Genomic DNA, 19,158 nt, shown 5'->3' on the forward strand with positions numbered 1-19,158 from the left:
CACCATGAACGCCGAATCGAAATGCCCGTTTCACGCAAAAGCCAGCCGAACGGCGGTGGTCGCCGCTCTCACCAATGACATGTGGTGGCCCAACCGGCTGAACCTGAAAATCCTGTCTCAGCACAGCGAAAAGGTCGCACCCAAACAGGGCGATTATGCGCAGGCTTTCACCGCGCTCGATCTGGACGCGGTCAAGGCCGACATCTTTGCACTGATGACCGACAGTCAGGACTGGTGGCCCGCCGATTACGGCCATTATGGCCCGCTGTTCATCCGTATGGCTTGGCACAGCGCGGGCACCTATCGCACGTTTGACGGACGCGGCGGGGCCTCGACCGGCAATCAGCGGTTCGCCCCGCTCAATTCATGGCCTGACAATGTCAATCTGGACAAGGCTCGCCTGCTGCTCTGGCCGATCAAGCAGAAGTATGGCGAGGCGTTGAGCTGGGCCGATCTGATGATCCTGACGGGCAATTGCGCGCTGGAATCGATGGGCCTGCCCACGGTCGGTTTCGGCGGCGGGCGCGAGGATATCTGGGAACCCGAAGACGACGTCTATTGGGGCCCGGAAGCCAAATGGCTGGATGACGAACGCTATTCGGGAGACCGCGATCTGGAAGATCCGCTGGCCGCGGTCCAGATGGGCCTGATCTATGTGAACCCCGAAGGCCCCAATGGCACGCCCGACCCGATGGCTTCGGCGCGCGACATTCGCGACACGTTCGCCCGTATGGCGATGGATGATGTCGAAACCGTGGCCCTGATCGCGGGCGGCCACACTTTTGGTAAAGCGCATGGCGCAGGCGATGCCGCCCTTATCGGCCCCGATCCCGAAGCGGCCGATATCACCGCGCAGGGTCTGGGCTGGATCAGCAGCCACGGCACGGGCCGCGGCGGCGATGCCATCACCAGCGGGCTGGAGGGCGCGTGGACGCCGAACCCGACGCAATGGGACAATGGCTATTTCGACACGCTGCTGGGTTACGAATGGGAATTGACCAAGAGCCCCGCCGGCGCGCACCAGTGGAAGCCCAAGGGTGATGCCGGCGCAGGCACGGTGCCCGACGCGCATGATCCGGCGCGGCGTCACGCCCCCATTATGTTCACCAGCGATATCGCGCTGATCACCGACCCGGCCTATCGCGCCATCAGTGAGAATTTCCACAAAAACCCCGATCAATTGGCGCAGGCCTTTGCCGAGGCCTGGTTCAAGCTGACCCACCGCGATATGGGGCCGATCACGCGCTATCTGGGCAGCGAGGTTCCCAATGAACCGCGCATCTGGATGGACCCGGTGCCGGTGGTCGATCACCCGTTGATCGAGGACGCGGATATATCCTTGCTCAAGACGGCCATTCTGGATTCGGGCCTGTCGATCGGGCGTCTGGTGGCGACGGCATGGGCCTCGGCCAGCACCTATCGCGGGTCGGACCGGCGCGGCGGGGCCAATGGCGCGCGCATCGCTCTGGCGCCGCAACGCGATTGGGCGGTCAATGATCCGGCCGAACTGGCAAAGGCCCTGACGGTCTATGCCGGGATCAAGGCCAGCTTCGATGAAGCCTATGCGCCCAAGCGGATCAGTCTGGCCGATCTGATCGTGCTGGGCGGCACGGCGGCGGTGGAATCGGCGGCCAATGCGGCGGGGGTGGACATCACCCTGCCCTTCACGCCGGGCCGCACCGATGCCACGGCGGAACAGACCGATGCGGAAAGCTTTGCCGTGCTGGAGCCCAAGGTCGATGGTTTCCGCAATTTCCGCTCCGGCCCGATGGCGCGGTCGGAAGAGGAACTGTTGGTCGATCGCGCGCAATTGCTGGGCCTGACGGCGCCGGAGATGACGGTGCTGGTGGGCGGCCTGCGGGTTCTGGGCGCCAACAGCGGTGGTTCAAAGCTGGGCGTGTTCACAACCCGCGAAGGGGTGTTGTCCAATGACTTCTTCCGCAACCTGCTGGGCGCGACCACGGCGCTGGTGTGGAAACAGAATGAAGATGGCACCTTTACCGGCCATGATCGAGCAACGGGCGCAGCCAAGTTGCAGGGCAGCCGGGTCGATCTGATCTTTGGTTCAAACTCGCAATTGCGGGCATTGGCCGAACATTATGCCACCGACGATGCATTGCCACGTTTCGTGAATGACTTTGCCCAGGCATGGACGAAAGTGATGGAGGCGGACCGCTTCGATCTCTGATAGACCATATTGGCGCATAGGAACCGGGACCATCCCTCACCCCGGTTCTAAACGGCCCCGCCTTCGGCCATGCTGGAGGCGGGGTTTTGCTTGGAATATTCAATCTCAAGCATATCAATAGAATTTCTTTGCTGCACGCTCCGCGTTAATCTGGTTCTTTAGAGGTCCACAATCGCCCGTCACAATGGGCGGCGTCAGAGATAAGAGAGTCACGCGTGTCCTTCACCCTCGCCTCGTTAAACATTGAAGCGATTTTGCCCTACGTTGGCATCGGCTTTGCCGCGCAATTGGTCGATGGCGCATTGGGCATGGCCTTTGGCGTGATTTCCAGCACTTTGCTGGTCAGCGCCATGGGTGTGCCCCCGGCGCGGGCCAGCGCGGGCGTCCATCTGGTGGAATTCTTCACCACCGGCGCTTCGGGACTGAGCCATATCCTGCATCGCAATGTGGACTGGAAACTGTTTGGGCGTCTGGCCGTGCCGGGCGTGATCGGCGGGGTCGCTGGGGCGACGGTGTTGTCGAATGTCGATGCCTCGGTGGCGCGGCCTTTGGTGATGGCCTATCTGGCCGCCATCGGACTTTATCTGTTTTACAAGGCGTTCCACTACCCTTCGGAAAAGCTGCATGACGAGGCCAAAATCACGATGCCGCTGGGGCTGGTCGGCGGTTTTCTCGATGCTTCGGGCGGCGGCGGATGGGGGCCGGTGGTGACATCCAACCTGTTGTTGCAAGGCACCGATCCGCGCAAGACCGTGGGCACCGTCAACACGGCTGAATTTCTGCTGACCTTTGCCGTATCGGCCACGTTCATCTACAATTCGGGCTTTTCCGCCTTTACCACCGTCACCAGCGGCTTGCTGGTCGGCGGTCTTTTGGCTGCCCCCTTTGGCGCATGGTTTGCCAAGCGGATTTCGCCCAAGAACCTGCTGATCATGGTCAGCATCGTGTTGATGGCAACCAGTTCCTTTGCGATCTACAAGGCGCTGGCGTAACGAAAAGGGGCGGCGCCCATCACGGCCCGCCCCTTTTTTGCGTCCATTCCAAACCGCTCAATAGGGCGGCTTGTGCAACCCCTTGGGGCTGAGGGTAAAGATCTCGCAACCATCCTCGGTAATGCCGATCGAATGCTCGAACTGCGCCGAAAGCGAGCGGTCACGCGTCACCGCCGTCCAGCCATCGTCGAGCATCTTGACCCCGGCCTTGCCCAGATTGATCATCGGTTCGATGGTAAAGAACATGCCCGGCTTCAATTCAGGGCCAGTGCCCGGCGTGCCGACATGCACCACTTCGGGCGAATCATGGAACAGACGGCCCACGCCATGGCCGCAAAAGTCGCGCACCACGCCGTAACGATGGGCCTCGGCATGGCGCTGGATCGCATGGCCGATGTCGCCCAGACGCACGCCCGGACGCGCCATATCGACGCCGATCATCAGGCATTCATAGGTCACATCGACCAGACGCCGCGCCTTTAACGGCACATCGCCCACCAGATACATCCGGCTGCTATCGCCATGCCACCCGTCGAGCAGCGGGGTCACGTCAATGTTGACGATATCGCCGTCCTTCAACACCTTGTCACCCGGAATGCCGTGACAAATCACATGGTTGATCGATGTGCAGCAGCTATGCGCAAAACCGCGATAGCCCAAAGTGGCCGGAACCGCGCCGCCATCCAGCGTCATCTGACGCACGATGTCGTCGATTTCGCCCGTGGTCACACCCGGCTTGACCACATCGGTCAAGGCATCAAGGATTTCCGCGGCCAGACGACCGGCACGGCGCATACCTTCAAAACCGGCGGGGCCATGCAGCTTGATCGTGCCGTCGCGCAGCACGGTGTCGCCATCAGCGACGATCTGATATTGAGTCATGCGGCCCATATAGCGTCAAACACGAAAATTGACAGAGGGCGCAGGCTCATTTGCCGCCCGCCTACTTCCCCAAGGCAAAGCTGTCGCGATATTCCGGGCGCACCGCCGCCATCACCCGCGCATCCACCGGCAGGGTGATCTCATAATCCCCCTCGGCATAGGACCCCGCCTCATAGGGGCCGACCAGAATGCCGATGCGGTTGAAATGCGCCTTGTCGCTGCTGCCCAGAATGACGGTGGATTGGGCCGGATCGATGCAATTGTTGGGCCATTCATCCGATCGCACCACCGGTTCGCCCCGGCGCTTGGCCCGCTCTTTATCCAGCAGCGCGCAGAACGGTTCACGAATGGCGGATGACAGCGCGGCCTTGCTGGTAAACAGGTCCTGCGCCACGCGCTTCTGGTTCGCGCCCTTGTCCCACATCATCGCGCTATAGCCATGGTTGGGATGCGCCCCGCCCGAATCCTCAAACACCGTTGCCGACAGGCTCAACCATCCCGGCAAGTCGGTGACCACTTTCCAATCCACCCCCTGTGCCCACGGGCGAAAGGGGAAATTCTCGCTCTTGGCCTCTTTGGCGGCGGCGCGGGCTTCCTTGGCCAGACGGGTCTGCTGCTTGTCGCTGTCCGCGTCCAGCCATGCCTTGAGCGGCACAATTGCGGCGGCGGCAGCAGGATAGCTGTAGTTAAATTCAAAGAAGTCGTTCGAGATTTTCACCTTGCGCGCCACGCCCGGTTCGGGTGCGGGCGGCGAAGGCGGGGCGGGCACCGCGCTGGATGCGGCATTGGTCGCCTGTGACGCGGTTTCATTGGTTTCACCGCAGGCGGCAAGGCACAAAGCCCCCACCGAAACCCAAATTGCCCGCGACGTCACCATGATTTCAAACTCCAATTCCGTATCTGCCCAAGGATAGAGCCGCCCGCCCCCCGTGCAAGTGCGATCATAATCTGGATTGATGCACCCGCCCCCTTGCGCCCATAAGGGGGGCATGTCCAAGACTCAGAACGACCCCGCCGCCCCGATGCTCGCCAACGATCTGGTCCAGCCCGACCGCCAACAGGCCGCAGTGCCGATCCATCTGGTGGAAAAGGCGGTGTATGAGGAATGGCTCAAATCCCGCACTGCCGCCCAGCGCGCGGCATTGAGCGGGCAGAAGTTCAAGGGCGATGCGGGTGGTTATGCCATCCTCCCCGACGGCGACGGTTTTGCCGTGGTCGCAGGCGTGGCAAAGCTGGAAACGCTATCAAGCTGGTGCCTTGGGAAACTGGGCGAGAGCCTGCCGGGGGGCACCTATCGCCTTGTTCCGGCGGCGCCGTGTGTGGCGGGCGCGGCTTTTGTCGGATGGGCCTTGGGGCAATATCGCTATGACCGCTATCGCAAGGACGGCAATGGCGAAACGCCGCGCATCCTGTTGACCACCGAGGTCAAGGCGATTGCCCCGGCTCTGGCCGAAGCGGGCGCGGTGGCGCTGGTGCGCGATCTGGTCAACACGCCTGCAGAAGACCTTGGCCCGGCCGAATTGGAGCACGAGGCCGAATTGCTGGCCAAGGCCTATCGCGCCACCCTCAAGGTCACGCGGGGCGAGGCGCTGGAGCATGATTACCCCATGGTCCACATGGTAGGCCGCGCCGCCGCGCGCAGCCATGCCCCGCGCATGATCGAGCTGGAATGGGGCGATGAAAAGGCCCCGCGCCTGGCGATTGTCGGCAAGGGGGTATGTTTCGATTCCGGCGGTCTGGACATTAAACCGTCCAGCGCGATGCTCTTGATGAAGAAAGACATGGGCGGGGCGGCCCATGCGCTTGCCCTTGCGCGGCTGGTGATGGAAAGCGGGTTGAAAGTGCGGTTGCACCTGTTGATCCCGGCGGTGGAAAATGCGGTGTCGGGCGGTTCGTTCCGCCCCGGCGACGTGTTGAAAAGCCGCGCCGGCATTTCGGTCGAAATCGGCAACACCGATGCCGAAGGTCGCCTGATCCTTGGCGATGCGCTTTATCGTGCCAGTGAGTTTAAACCCGATCTGATCATCGATTTTGCCACGCTGACGGGGGCGGCGCGTGTGGCGCTGGGGCCTGACCTGCCCGCGATGTTTACGCGGCGCGATGATACGGCGCAGGCATTGATCGATGCTGGCCTTGCCAAGGATGATCCGGTCTGGCGCCTGCCCTTGTATGATGGCTATCGCGAATGGCTGAAATCGGACATTGCCGACATGAACAATGCCCCATCGGGCGGTTTTGCCGGGGCCAGCGTCGCCGCGCTTTTCCTCGACCGCTTTGTCGGTGAAGGCATCGATTGGGCGCATTTCGACACTTTCGCATGGCGCCCATCGGCCAAGCCGGGGCGGCCCAAGGGCGGCGATGCGATCGGATTGCGCGCGGCATGGGCGATGGTGAAGGCGCGATTTGGGGGCGCTTGACGGCAAAACTTGCAGAATCCCCCCCTTCCCGCTAAGCGCGCGCCTTTCCTTTTCGGGGGCAGACGACTTTGGCCATGTTTGAAAATCCGGTTCCAGCTTTGGGCGCTTCTTTCGCGTTGAGCGGCCCTGCGGCAAAACCAGATCCGGCCAGTGTCCCGGTCCGAGGGGACGTCGCGCATATCCGTTTGGCCGGTAAAGTATTTGTCCCACATTATGTGGTACCGATGCCGCATCGCGCACGCGGTGACATCACCATCCTCAAGACGCCGGGCGGCGATGCTCTGGCCACTCTTGGTGAGGGCGCTCAATTTGACGTGCTCGATCTGGCGGGCGGCCATGCCTGGGGCGAAGTGCCCGGCGGCGTGGTCGGCTATGTCGCCGCCGATCAACTGGAGAAACTGGCATGAGCTACAGCGTGTTCATCGATGGTGCCGCGGGCACCACGGGGCTTGAAATCGCCGACCGGCTGGGTGGTCGCGGCGAATTTGACCTGATCATTCTGGACGATGCCCGCCGCAAGGATAGCGCTGCCCGCAAGGAAGCGCTGCATTCGGCCGATTTCGCGATCCTGTGCCTGCATGACGATGCCGCGCGCGAAGCGGTCGAGATGGCGCAAGGGTCCAAGGTGCGCATCATCGACGCCAGCACCGCCCATCGCGTGGCGCCGGGCTGGACCTATGGCTTTGCCGAAATCGTCGGGCGCGATGTGGTGGCGGGCGCGGATCGCGTGGCCAACCCCGGCTGCTATCCCACCGGCTTTATCGCGTTGATCGCGCCGCTGGTGCGCGCCGGACTGTTGCCTGCCGACTGGCCCTATACGGTCAATGCCGTTTCGGGATATTCGGGCGGCGGCAAGGCGTTGATCGAGCGTTTCGAGGAAGACCGCGACATTGCCTTCCGCGCCTATGGTCTGGGCATGGGGCACAAGCATGTGCCCGAAATGACGCGTTATGCCGGTCTGGTGCATGAACCGATTTTTGCCCCCAGCGTGATCCCGGCCCATCGCGGCATGTGGGTCGAAGTGCCGCTGCCTTTGTCAGCCATCCCCGGCGCGGCTTCGGCGGATGCTCTGCGCAAAGGTCTGGCCGCCTTTTACGAAGGCAGCGCGGTGGTCCGTGTCGCCGAGGCGGCAACGCCGTCGGAACTGTTGCTGCGCGCATCAATGGAACCTTCCGACGCGCTGACGCTTCACGTCTTTGCCAATGATGCGGGCACGCAAGTCCGACTGGTGGCCATGCTCGACAATCTGGGCAAGGGCGCCAGCGGGGCTGCGGTACAAAGCCTCAATCTGATGGCCGGTCTGCCCGAAACGGCAGGCCTCGCGCTCTGATTAAAACGAAAGAGGCTTTTTCCGCGCGGAAGAGCCCCTTTTCGAGCTTTGCCTAAAATGCAGGCAGGCCTGCCTAAAAATTGATCGCAAATTTGGCGGTTTGAGTCATTATCCTGCCCGCGACCCCCCGGTTTTCCAGAAAATCTTTCGCACAAACCCTCATTTCAGAGGTTTTCCTCTGGCTTGCTTTGTCCTATCCCATCCCAACCGACTCTGGCACGAATCTTGATAGATCCTTACCAGCGTCAACCGTATCAGGTCCGGCCCCCTGGGTCCGGGCGCTGGCGTAATTGCGCACTGCGGCGGCCCTTCCGGCCCCGCCAATGAGGGATGGTGCAGGCGTGAAAAAGATCGAGGCGATCATCAAGCCGTTCAAGCTGGACGAGGTGAAGGAAGCGCTGCACGAAGTGGGCGTGTCCGGCATCACCGTGACCGAGGCCAAGGGTTTTGGCCGCCAGAAGGGTCACACCGAACTGTATCGCGGCGCTGAATATGTTGTCGATTTCCTGCCCAAGGTAAAACTTGAAGTGGTGGTGGCCGACGATCTGGCGGCGCGCGTGGTCGAAGCAATCGCGGGCGCGGCCCAGACCGGTCGCATCGGCGATGGCAAGATCTTTGTGATCCCGGTCGACAATGCCCTGCGTATCCGCACCGGCGAACGCGACAACGACGCGGTCTGATTATCCATCAGTGCCGACGGCCTGAAATTTCAATTTTTGCCCGGGTTCGATTGCATCAACCCTGGCCATAATGCGGAGAACTATCGGAATGGCAACTGCAGCAGACATCCTTGCGCGGATCAAGGATGAGGAAATCGAGTGGGTCGACCTGCGCTTCACCGACCCCAAGGGCAAGTGGCAGCACCTCACCATGGTCGCCTCGGTTCTGGGTGAAAGCGAACTCGAAGACGGCCTGATGTTTGACGGCTCGTCGATCGAAGGCTGGAAGGCCATCAACGAGTCGGACATGATCCTCAAGCCCGACCTCGACGCTGTTTATGTCGATCCGTTCTCGGCCACCCCGATGCTGATCCTGGTTTGCGACATTGTCGAACCCTCGACCGGCGAACTCTATGCCCGCGACCCCCGTTCGACCGCCAAGCGCGCCGAAGGTTTCGTGCAGTCGACCGGCCTTGGCGACACCGTCTATGTCGGCCCCGAAGCTGAATTCTTCGTGTTCGACGACGTGCGCTTCTACGACGGCTACAACGGCAACGGCTTCTCGATCGACGACATCGAACTGCCGACCAACTCGAACAAGGCCTACGAAGGTGGCAACCTTGCCCACCGTCCGCGCGCCAAGGGCGGCTATTTCCCCGTGGCTCCGGTCGACAGCCTGGTCGACATCCGCGGCGAAATGGTCAACACCATGATCGACATGGGCCTGCCCTGCGACAAGCACCACCACGAAGTGGCCTCGGCGCAGCACGAACTGGGCCTGACCTTCGGCACGCTGGTGACCACCGCCGACCGCATGCAGGTTTACAAGTATGTCGTGCATCAGGTCGCCAATGCCTATGGCAAGACCGCCACGTTCATGCCCAAGCCGATCATGAAGGACAACGGCAGCGGCATGCACACCCACATCTCGATCTGGGACAAGGGTGCCAACACGTTCGCCGGTAACGGCTATGCTGGCCTGTCGGAAACCTGCCTGTACTTCATCGGCGGCGTCATCAAGCACGCCAAGTCGCTGAACGCCTTCACCAACCCGACCACCAACAGCTACAAGCGTCTGGTGCCGGGCTATGAAGCCCCCGTTCTGCTGGCTTATTCGGCCCGTAACCGTTCGGCCTCGTGCCGCATCCCCTACGGCGCCGGCACCAAGGCGAAGCGCGTTGAATTCCGCTTCCCCGACGCGATGGCCAACCCCTACCTGTGCTATGCCGCTCTGCTGATGGCTGGTCTTGACGGTATCAAGAACAAGATCCACCCCGGCGAAGCCATGGACAAGAACCTGTACGATCTGCCGCCTGAAGAGCTGGCCGAAGTCCCCACCGTTTGCGGTTCGCTCCGTGAAGCTCTGGACTCGCTGGCTGCTGACTACGACTACCTGCTCGAAGGCGGCGTGTTCACCAAGGACCAGATCGACTCCTACCTCGAACTCAAGTGGCCCGAAGTGCTGCGCTGGGAAACCACGCCGTCGGCCGTCGAGTTCGACATGTACTACAGCGCCTGATCTTTCAGGTCTGCTTGCCAAGGCACAAGAAGGGCGTCCGGGAAACCGGGCGCCTTTTTTGGTTTCTGCGACCCTGGGATTTGTGCCTCCGGCGGGCAAAGGGACTCGTCCCTTTGCAATCCCATAAATGGGGTGGTGGGAGGTCTGCCAGGGCGGTTTTGGGCTGATGATTTGAAAGCCTGCGGCACAGCAAGCGCAGCCCAAAAAAGCGCCGCAGGCTCTATCTATTAACGCCGCGGCCGCCCCCAAGGCCAAACCCATAGCGCATCATCGACAGTAACGGGATTGCAAAGGGACGAGTCCCTTTGCCCGCCGGAGGCAAAATTCCCCCGAAATCAATAATCCTTCGAAACCTTAGCGTTCACACTCTGCCGCCCAGTGCTTGCCACTGTCCCCAGCAACGCCAGCCAACTGGTCAATCGGAACTCGACGTTGGTCGCCGAATAACCGCGCCCATCGGTCACGATTTCCGCATAGGCATGGCGGCCAAGGTATTTGCCAACGGCCACGCCCGTCTGACGCCCGATTGCCGCATCGGCCGACACAAAGCGCAGGCGGTCAAGGCCGATCACGCTGCGCAACTTGTTGATCGGATCCAGCCCGCCCCCGCCATGCAGCGAAGCCAGTGCGGCCCCTAATTGCAACGCTTCGGGCGCCGAAATTTGCGTGATCGAATCCCCGAACAAAATGCGTGAGAGCAATTCCTCTTCGGGCAAGGCAGGCACCGACGAGAACGCAATTTCCGGCCGCAGCGAGGTGCCGCGCACCGTCACCGTCGCGGTCAGATTGTTGACCGTGGCCGTCGCGGCCATATCCAGCCGCGGATCGACCGGCGTCGAACCGTCAAAGGCCACGCGCCCACGGGTCAGGTCAAAGTGTTTGCTGGCAAAGTCATAGCTGCCCTCGACCAAAGTGGCCGCGCCGCTGATCGAGGGGTCCTGCAACGCCCCCCGCAATTTAACATCCGCGTTCCACAGGCTGTTCAGCCCCAATCCCGACAGGCGGATTTTGCCGCCCGCCGCATCCACCATCAAACGCCACGGCATTTCACGTTCGGATGCGGGCGCGATATCGGCCCTGCGGTTGATTTCCTTGGTCGGCAGACTGGGTAAGGTCGCGGTTGAACTGGCCTGTCCCAGACGCCAGCGCGCCGAATCGATCGTCAAGCGGCCCGCAATTGTGCCCACAACCCCGTCCGACATGATGCGGATTGGCCCGGTCGCGCTGAGCGCCATGTCAGGCCGCGAGATCAATTGCGCCCGCCGCGCGGCCAGCGCAACGTCGATGGACGGCCCACGCCCCGGTCCCATCTGGGCGAAATCCACCCGCCCGCTGCCCGACACCAGACCGCCACCCGGTGCCTGACCCGACAGGCTGCTCAGGCTTAGCGCAGAGCCGGTGAAATCGCCCCTAACCTCAACATTCGAAACATCCGTGCCCGAAGCCGCGCTTTGCAGGCGCATGCCCTTGCCCGCCAAAGACCCGCGCAGGCTGGGATCATCCAACGTCCCGCTCATATCAGCGGCAATTTCGACCGGCCCCGTCAGGTCAAAAGCGTCCAACGCCATCAAACGCCACAAAGCATCGGCCGGCCCGGCATAGCGCATTTGGGCCGCCAGCCGCCCCTTGCCCAATCTTTCGTCAATCGCGCCCGTATCGGCCAGTTGGTCGATACGCGCCTGCAAACGCCCGCGCGCCGCGCCGCCTTCGCTGGCCACCGCGCGCAGGTCGAGCGCCTTTGGCCCTAACCGCGTCACCACTGCCACATCGACCGGCCGAGACGTCAGCATCAGCCCCGAACGGGTCAGGCCCTTGACCACCACCCTCGCCTCGCCCTCTGGCAAGGCCTCGCGGCGCTGGATATAGGTCAGCTTGCCCGACACTTTGCCGCCAAGGCCAATATCGGGCACCACCACATCAGCCAGCGACAAAGGCATGGAAACAAGGCCCAGATCCAGCTCGGTCGAACCATTGCCGATCAGCCCCTGCGCCACGATGCGCCCGCCGCCAAAATCCACCTGACTGGGCGCCAGACGCCACACGCCCGGTGCGCCATCGCGGCTTTCAACCGAGAAAACGGCCCGACGCGGCATGGCGATCTTCTGCCCCGCGAAATTGCCACCGGCCAGCAGGGAAACCCGGCCCGGCGCGATATCGCTGCTCACCTGAAAATCAAAGCGGCTGCCCTTGCGCCCGCCCAGAGTGGCATTGACCGTGCCATTGCCATCATTGAGCCGCGCCGCCATCGCAAAACGGCCGATGAACAGCTTGCCCTTGCCGATCCCTTGGGCAAACAGATCCGCCGAGAGCGTCGTGTGCTGCTTGACCAACTGGCCGCTGAATTTCAGCCGCCCGGTCGCGATGGTCAAAGGACGGTCGCCCTCGAAATGGGCATTTCGCGCATCAATCGATGCATCCACCGATTGCCCACCACCACGCGGCGCCAGCGCAATCAGACCCGAAACCCCGCCGCCCGACACGGTCAGCTTGCCATCCGCGCCGTCTTTATCCAGCATGACCGAACCGGTGACATGCGTGCTCGACAATTGAAAATCGCGCAATTCCAGTCTTGTACGCCCATCCCCCTTGGGCACGACCAGTCCCGCCGTTCCGGCAAAGGGACCGACCGTCGATATACCCTTGGCCTCAATCCGCAGAGCCTCGGCCTCCGGCGTCAGCGCGACCTCTACATCGCGGACACCCAACGTCGGCAGGGGGTCCTGCAAACGGACCAGACCACGCGGGCCATCCGCGCCAATGCTGATATCGCCGGTAAAGCTGCCATAGCGTTCCTGACGCCCGCGACCGGTCAATGCGATGCGCCCATCGGCCCCACGCGCCGCGTCCAGCGTCATTTGCAACGAGGGCGAATCGATCCGCCCCCGCGTCACCGCCAAACGGTTGCCCTGCGTCATATCGACATGGCCCGCAAAACGCGGCGGCCCGCCGGTCAGATTGGCCAATGTGCCATTGGTCAGATTGGGAATGCCGCCGGTAATATCGGCATTAACCCGCCATGGCGCATTGCGCGCCCCGGCCACCCGCACCCGGCCCTGCGCATCGGCGGCGCCAATCGACAGGGGCCAGCCGTGCAGGCCCGCCTTACCCTGAACCACCCAGTCGCCCTTGGCCAGATCGACCTGAACACTGGCCCGCGCGGTGCCATGGGGAATGGCCAGCGCGACATCCTCGCTGGAAAGGCGCATCCCGTTCAGCGTCAGCGTGCCCGCCGCGCGGACATGCCGCAATTGGTCGTCAAGGGCGCCATCCTCGGTGCGGATTTGCGCGGCGGTCAATTGCACCGGCAAGACCCAGCGCGCACCATCGCGGCGCAGCGTGCCATCGGCCTTCATGCCTTCAAACACGGTCTTCTGGCTTTGCCAACGGGCGACCTGCGCAAGGATCTTGGCCCGTGGCGCGGCCATCGGCCCGTTCAACAGAACCTGCGCCTGCAACCCGGAAAATTCATCATCCTTGCCCAAAGGCAGGCGCGGCCCGCCCTTCAGGTTGAGCGCCCAATCGACAAAGCTCTGGTGCCGAATGTCCAGCGTCCCCTTGCTCTGCGCGCTCAGATTGGCCGAACGGGCGGACAGGTCGCCGGTGAAGCGCTGATCCTGAATGCGCCCCTTGCCCGTCATGGCAATCGGGCCTGTACCCAACGTATGGCGCAATGCTTCGGGCAGGACCGGATCGCTCCACAACTTACCATCGAAACGCACCGCGCCATCATTATTGGCGAAATTCAGGTCCAGCGCATTGCGCCCATCCTGCTGCGCCTTGGTCCAACCGGTCCATGATTTCCAGCTGCCCTTGCCCTCGGCCCGGATCGCGCGCGCCGCCTTGCTGTGGGTCAGTGTGGCCAGCAGGCCATTCTTGGGCGCATTGTAATCGAACGACAGTTTGAAGCGATCGGCCGCCTGTTGCGCGTCGAGAACCAGCGACAGGCGATCTTCACCACCCAGACGGCCGTCCAGCTTGATCGCCGCCACGCCCTTGGCCACGCGCAGACTGCCCTGTGCATCGATCCGCCGCTCGGTGCCCAGGACCGCTTTGGCAATCACCAGTTTTTCCAGCGCCACCCGGTCCAACCGCACATCGAAATCGGGCCACAATTTGGCATCGGCCACCGTGGCGCGAAATTCAGGCGCGCGTTGCAGCGTCGCCCGGCGCAGCACCACTTCGCGAATGTCCAGCCCGGAGGAGAACCAGTTGATCGGGCGCCAGTCAAAGACCCCCTCACCCGCGCGCAGGAAAATGCCATGCGAATCGCGCAGGGTGATGCCGGACAGGCGCGCGCGGCCATAAATCGAGCCTTCGATCCGGCCGATGGAAACGCGCAGGCCATTGTCCAATTCGTTTGACGCGATGATGTCGGTGATCAACCGGTGCCCCACCGGCGTATCCAGCCCGACCAGCAGCGTCGCCACCCCGCCCACAATGCCCAAAGGCAGGCTGAGCGCATATTTGCGCCAGCCGAGGCCGGAAGACTTTACGGCCTCCTGCCGCGTTTCCCCCTCCTGAATGTCCGCCCCCTGCGTCATCAGAATGCCTGTCCCAGCGCGACATAGACGCCGATCCGGCTGTCCCCTGCCCGCGGGTTGAGCGGGGTGCCAACGTCAATGCGGATCGGGCCAAAGCCGGTGCGATAGCGAATGCCCAGCCCCGCGCCATAACGCCAGTCATTGAATTTGGGCATGACGTCAGCCTCAACCCCACCCGCGTCAAAGAAGGGCACCAGTTGCAGCGCCCCGCCAAAGAAGCGCGTGTTCACCCGCGCCTCCAGCGAGAATTCATAGAGCGAGCGTCCCCCCTTGGGTTCGCCCAGATTGTTGCGCGGACCGACAAGGTTATAGCCAAAACCACGGATCGACGCCCCACCGCCCGCATAGAAACGCCGTGATGGCGCGACGTGGTCGATATCCACCCCCGGCATCGTGCCCAACCGGACACGCGTGGCCAGAACGGTCTTGCCAAAGGGGCGATAGAAGCTGGCATCGGCCTGAATGCGGGCATATTGCGATTGTGCGCCGCGTGCCCAGCTATATTCGGGCGACATGCGCAGCGATCCGCGATGCCCCTTGGTCGGGTCCAGCAGATTATCCGTCGTGTCGATCCCGCCGCGCAGCGGCAAAGCCGTGGTGACGTAAAGGATACGCCCGGTCGTAACCCCGCTGGGCACGCCCTCGCGCTCTTCCGAGGCTTCGGCTTCAAAGCCCATCGACCATGTCCACGGCTTTTGAAACAACAGATTGCTCAACCGCTCATAACTGGCGGCAAAGGCCACCTTGCGCGCGGCATAGGATGTCAGCGTGGTGTTGGTGGCGTAAACATCGACCGTCAGCGTCCGGTCACGGCCAAGGAAATTGGATCGCTTGAACGTCGTGCCCGCCAATTGTTCATTGGTACCCAACACGCCGCGCACCTTGAAGGCGCCTTCGGGCGGGAACATGTTGCGGTTTTCCCAGCTTGCACCGATGCGCGCCCCCTGCCCGGTATCGTAACCGATTTCGCCCGATACGGTGCGCGTGGGCGCCTTGCTCATCGCCACATCCAACGCGACGATGCCTGGTTGACCATCCTTGGGCGGAGCGGTTTCGCGCGGCGTCACATTGACCCCTGCCGCCAACCCCGTGGCCAGAACCGCCCGGCGCAGGTCTTCGACATCCTTCTGATTATAGACCTGACCCGGTTTGAACCGCGCAATATCGCCAAGGTGGTTGGACGACATTACCCGCGGCAAGGCCGAATTGATCGCGCCATAGCGGTACAGCCCGCCCGGTTCGACCGCCACATCGATGTCGCCCTCGTCACGGGCATGATCGACCGTCAAGGATGCCGCCGGCACCTTGGCAAAGGGATAGCCCCCTTCGCCCAGTGCCTTGGCCAGATCGCCCGTCGCGGCCGAAATCGTGTCCATATTCAGCGGATCACCGCTCTTGATCCCCAGCGCGGCATGCATCTTTTCCGCATCCTTGCCAATGTCATCCAGCCGCCCGGTGGTGATCGCGCCAATGTGATAGCGCGTGTCGGGATCGATGTCGAAACGCACCCCGCTGGGCGGCGCGCTGGTCTGATCCTCGCCCGGTTGCGGCCCGATCAGCGTCTGGGTCACTTCGCCATCGTAATAGCCATAAACCTTGAGCAGCTTTTCCAGCAGCTTGCGATCCGTGCTGGCCCGCACCACCAATTGCGCCAGAGCATCAGCCTCATGCGCGCCAAGGGTTTGCAACGCCGACAATTCCTTGAACCGCCGCTCGAACGCTTCACGCTCGGGCATGGCGGCCGGGTCCGCAGGCCATCGCAACCGCGCCCGCCCCGATGCCAGCAAAGTCTCGCGATCCTGATTGTTGCGCGCGGCACCATCGGCGCGCCGGTTGCCGGTCCGGCCGCTTGTCGGCGGCGGCAAACGCTCCATCGCCGCAGCCAGAGTTTCGCCGCCATCCTCCGCCGCCAAACCTTCGGGAATAGGGATCAGCGCCTCTTCCTGCCCCGGTTCGGGCCATGGCAGGTCCAGCCCGGCAATCTCGGCCAGCGGCGAATCGGGGACCAGCGCACTCAAATCGCCCAAAGGCGCGACCGCCGCCGTTTTTGCAGCGGCCACCTGTCCAGCCGTCGCATTGGTGGCCACGGCATTGGCCGCCGCGACCTTGGCGGCCTGATCCTTGGCCTCCTGCGCCTTGGCCGCCTGCGCCTTGGCCCAGCCTTCGGGATCGCCCACCGCCGAATCCGGGATCAGCGCGCGCAGATCTGCATCGGCCTCGCGCTGCTGGGCCGCCAATGGCGCGCCCCCCGCCAGAACCAGAGCCATCGCCGCCCCGGTCAACCATGTTTCGGATTTAGAACCCGCCGCTGCGGTTCCATGAATCTTGCGGATCACGCTCGACAAACTGGCTCTTGTCGCCGCAAGCCTGTTCGCGCGCGCCACCGCGTCCGGCCGCAGCCCGTATAAGAGCGTCCTGTTCACCATCGGAAAGGCGTTGCCATCCATCGCGCCCCAGCTTTTCCAATGGACGATAGCGCACTTTGTACTGCATCCGCTCGGAACCGTCGACCCAATAGCCGAGATACACGTAGGGCAGCCCTTCGCTGGCCGCTCTGCGGATGTGATCAAGGATGATATAATTGCCAAGCCCGGTCCGTGTTGCATGTTCAGGGTCGTAGAATGAATAGATCATCGACAACCCGTCGCCCTGCCGATCCGTCAGACAGGCCCCCACAAGTCGGCCCGGCTGAGAACCGGTCGAAGGCTCCCTATACTCGATCACATAGCTGGTGACCGGCGTATGTTCCACCATATCCGCATAATCCACCTCGTCCATGGTGGCCATGCCCCCACCGGGGTGCCGTGCGGCAAGATAGCGCTGGAGCAAGGCGAACTGTTCAGCGGTGGACCAAGGATGACAGACCGAGGCGACCAGATCGCTGTTGCGCTTGAGATTTTTCTTCTGCGCCGAATTGGGCACGAATTCGCCCGACAGCACCCGGACCGAAACACAGGCCGTGCAATCGACGCAGGACGGGCGATAGGCCACCGTCTGACTGCGCCTGAAACCAATCCGGCCCAGCGCATCATTCAAGGCGTCCGCATGCGGCCCCTTCAGTTCGGTAAACACCTTCCGCTCGGTCTTGCCCTCAAGATAGGGGCAAGGCGCAGGGGCCGTCACAAAAAACCGGGGGAAGCGAACAGGGGCCGTCACTGGTGTTGCGATCCTTGAAGTTAACCTTGGGGGCCATGCCCCATGTCCGGCCCTCTCGCGCCGTGGGCAACTTTATGCCCCGCTGGTTCAGATCGTCAAAGCGTTTTAACCCTGATTTCGGGTGAAACACGCCGCCTTTTCATCCCATGCCCCAAATGGGCACAGGGGGCCAAGATCAGGTTAATCAGCCCCCTGTGCCATAACGGATGGATCGATCAGCTCACTTCGGCCTGCACAACCTCGTAACCCTTGGCGCGCAGGGCGTTAACCAAAGCGTCGATCTGTTCGCCGTCCCGCGCTTCGCATTCAATGTCCGCCGTCAGCCCCTTGGCGGGCAGATGGGTGAAGATGCGCTGGTGATAGATCTCGATGATATTGACCTGATGGCGGTTGAATTCCTCCATCACCTTGAACAAAGCGCCGGGACGGTCCTGCAAGGTCAGCTTCAGACGCGCCAGACGCCCCGAACGCGCCAGATCGCGCAACAGCACATTGGCCAACAGGCGCTGGTCGATATTGCCGCCCGACAGGACGATGCCCACCTTCTTGCCCTTGAACAGATGGCGATGGGCCAGCAAAGCCGCCAGACCCGCAGCACCCGCGCCTTCGACCACCGTTTTTTCGATGTTGAGCAACAGGCAGAGCGCATGTTCCAGCTCGCTTTCCGACACCAGCACGAAATCGTCGAGCAAGTTGGCGAGCATTTTCGAGGTGAACTCACCCGGCTCCTTGACCGCAATCCCTTCGGCCAGCGTGTCGCCGCCGATGGGATAATTGGTACCCTTGAGCAGGTTGTACATCGAAGGGTACAATTCCGCCTCGACACCGATCAGGCCGATGCCGGGCTTGATGGCGCGCGCCGCCGTGCCCATGCCGGTCGACAGACCGCCCCCGCCCACCGGGATCACCAGCATGTCGAGATCGGGATGATCCTCCAGCATTTCGAGCGCGACCGTCCCCTGTCCAGCCGCCACCAGCGGGTCGTCGAACGGGTGAACAAAGGTCAGGCCCAGCTGCTTTTCCATGCTGCGGGCATAAGCATAGGCTTCGTCGAACGTTTCACCCTCCAGCACCACCTTGCCGCCCACACTCTCGGTTTGCATCACCTTAACGGTGGGCGTGGTCTTGGGCATGACGATCGTCACGGGCACGCCAAGGCGGCTGCCGTGATAGGACAGGCCCTGGGCATGGTTGCCCGCGCTGGCCGCGATGACGCCGCGTTCGCGCTGTTCCTGGGTCAGATGCAAAAGGGCATTGAGCGCGCCGCGTTCCTTATAGGCGGCGGTGAATTGCAGGTTTTCGAACTTGAGATAGACTTCACAGCCGCAAATCTTCGACAGGGTCCGCGAATGGTCCATGTCGGTGCGCACCACATGGCCCGCAATTCGCCCGGCGGCGGCGCGGATATCATCGATGGTGAGCGTGGGCGCAACGGCGCCGATTTGCGTGATGTTTGCCTCGGTCATAATGCTTG

General features: G+C 62.6%; 13 protein-coding genes. 7 read left to right on the forward strand and 6 right to left on the reverse strand.

Annotated elements, in window-relative coordinates:
• The first annotated feature begins 4 nt into the window (after positions 1-4).
• Both katG and ACZ9HU_RS11915 read left to right on the forward strand, forming a co-directional pair.
• Positions 5-2,188, forward strand: coding sequence for a catalase/peroxidase HPI (gene katG / locus ACZ9HU_RS11910; protein ID WP_476105184.1), 2,184 nt, complete (start codon positions 5-7; stop codon positions 2,186-2,188).
• Between the two features lie 215 nt (positions 2,189-2,403).
• Positions 2,404-3,180, forward strand: coding sequence for a sulfite exporter TauE/SafE family protein (locus tag ACZ9HU_RS11915; protein ID WP_476105186.1), 777 nt, complete (start codon positions 2,404-2,406; stop codon positions 3,178-3,180).
• Positions 3,181-3,237: 57 nt separating this feature from the next.
• Here ACZ9HU_RS11915 and map read toward each other — a convergent pair whose 3' ends face one another.
• On the reverse strand, positions 3,238-4,062 hold the full coding sequence (gene map / locus ACZ9HU_RS11920; RefSeq protein ID WP_476105188.1) for a type I methionyl aminopeptidase: 825 nt from the start codon (positions 4,060-4,062) through the stop codon (positions 3,238-3,240).
• Between the two features lie 61 nt (positions 4,063-4,123).
• The gene (locus ACZ9HU_RS11925; protein WP_476105189.1) at positions 4,124-4,939 is read right to left on the reverse strand and encodes a DUF4163 domain-containing protein; all 816 of its coding nucleotides are present in this window, start codon (positions 4,937-4,939) and stop codon (positions 4,124-4,126) included.
• Positions 4,940-5,051: 112 nt separating this feature from the next.
• Between ACZ9HU_RS11925 and ACZ9HU_RS11930 the strand changes: the two genes are divergently transcribed.
• The 5 genes from ACZ9HU_RS11930 (at position 5,052) to glnA (ending at position 9,987) form a co-directional block, all read left to right on the forward strand.
• Positions 5,052-6,479 (forward strand): leucyl aminopeptidase family protein, encoded by a 1,428-nt coding sequence (locus ACZ9HU_RS11930; protein WP_476105191.1) that lies wholly within the window; start codon positions 5,052-5,054, stop codon positions 6,477-6,479.
• Positions 6,480-6,553: 74 nt separating this feature from the next.
• Positions 6,554-6,886, forward strand: a complete 333-nt coding sequence (locus tag ACZ9HU_RS11935; RefSeq protein WP_476105193.1) for an SH3 domain-containing protein — start codon at positions 6,554-6,556, stop codon at positions 6,884-6,886.
• Positions 6,883-7,809, forward strand: coding sequence for an N-acetyl-gamma-glutamyl-phosphate reductase (gene argC / locus ACZ9HU_RS11940; RefSeq protein WP_476105194.1), 927 nt, complete (start codon positions 6,883-6,885; stop codon positions 7,807-7,809). Before ACZ9HU_RS11935 ends, argC begins: the two co-directional genes overlap by 4 nt.
• Before the next feature lie 341 nt (positions 7,810-8,150).
• Positions 8,151-8,489 (forward strand): P-II family nitrogen regulator, encoded by a 339-nt coding sequence (locus ACZ9HU_RS11945; protein ID WP_168605132.1) that lies wholly within the window; start codon positions 8,151-8,153, stop codon positions 8,487-8,489.
• Between the two features lie 88 nt (positions 8,490-8,577).
• Entirely contained in the window at positions 8,578-9,987 is a 1,410-nt protein-coding gene (gene glnA / locus ACZ9HU_RS11950) for a type I glutamate--ammonia ligase (RefSeq protein ID WP_476105195.1), read from the forward strand.
• A 335-nt stretch (positions 9,988-10,322) separates the two neighbouring features.
• On the opposite strand, the gene ACZ9HU_RS11955 is transcribed toward glnA, so the two are convergent.
• The 4 genes from ACZ9HU_RS11955 to ACZ9HU_RS11970 all read right to left on the reverse strand — a co-directional run bounded on the left by ACZ9HU_RS11955 (position 10,323) and on the right by ACZ9HU_RS11970 (position 19,150).
• Entirely contained in the window at positions 10,323-14,528 is a 4,206-nt protein-coding gene (locus ACZ9HU_RS11955) for a translocation/assembly module TamB domain-containing protein (protein ID WP_476105197.1), read from the reverse strand.
• The gene (locus tag ACZ9HU_RS11960) at positions 14,528-16,864 is read right to left on the reverse strand and encodes an autotransporter assembly complex protein TamA (protein ID WP_476105199.1); all 2,337 of its coding nucleotides are present in this window, start codon (positions 16,862-16,864) and stop codon (positions 14,528-14,530) included. The genes ACZ9HU_RS11955 and ACZ9HU_RS11960 overlap by 1 nt, the downstream gene beginning before the upstream one ends.
• Complete coding sequence (locus ACZ9HU_RS11965; RefSeq protein ID WP_476105201.1) at positions 16,824-17,684, reverse strand: arginyltransferase; 861 nt, start codon at positions 17,682-17,684, stop codon at positions 16,824-16,826. The genes ACZ9HU_RS11960 and ACZ9HU_RS11965 overlap by 41 nt, the downstream gene beginning before the upstream one ends.
• A gap of 215 nt (positions 17,685-17,899) precedes the next feature.
• The gene (locus tag ACZ9HU_RS11970) at positions 17,900-19,150 is read right to left on the reverse strand and encodes a threonine ammonia-lyase (protein WP_476105202.1); all 1,251 of its coding nucleotides are present in this window, start codon (positions 19,148-19,150) and stop codon (positions 17,900-17,902) included.
• Positions 19,151-19,158: the final 8 nt, after the last annotated feature.

The sequence above is a fragment of the Novosphingobium sp. Sphag1I genome, assembly GCF_056279125.1.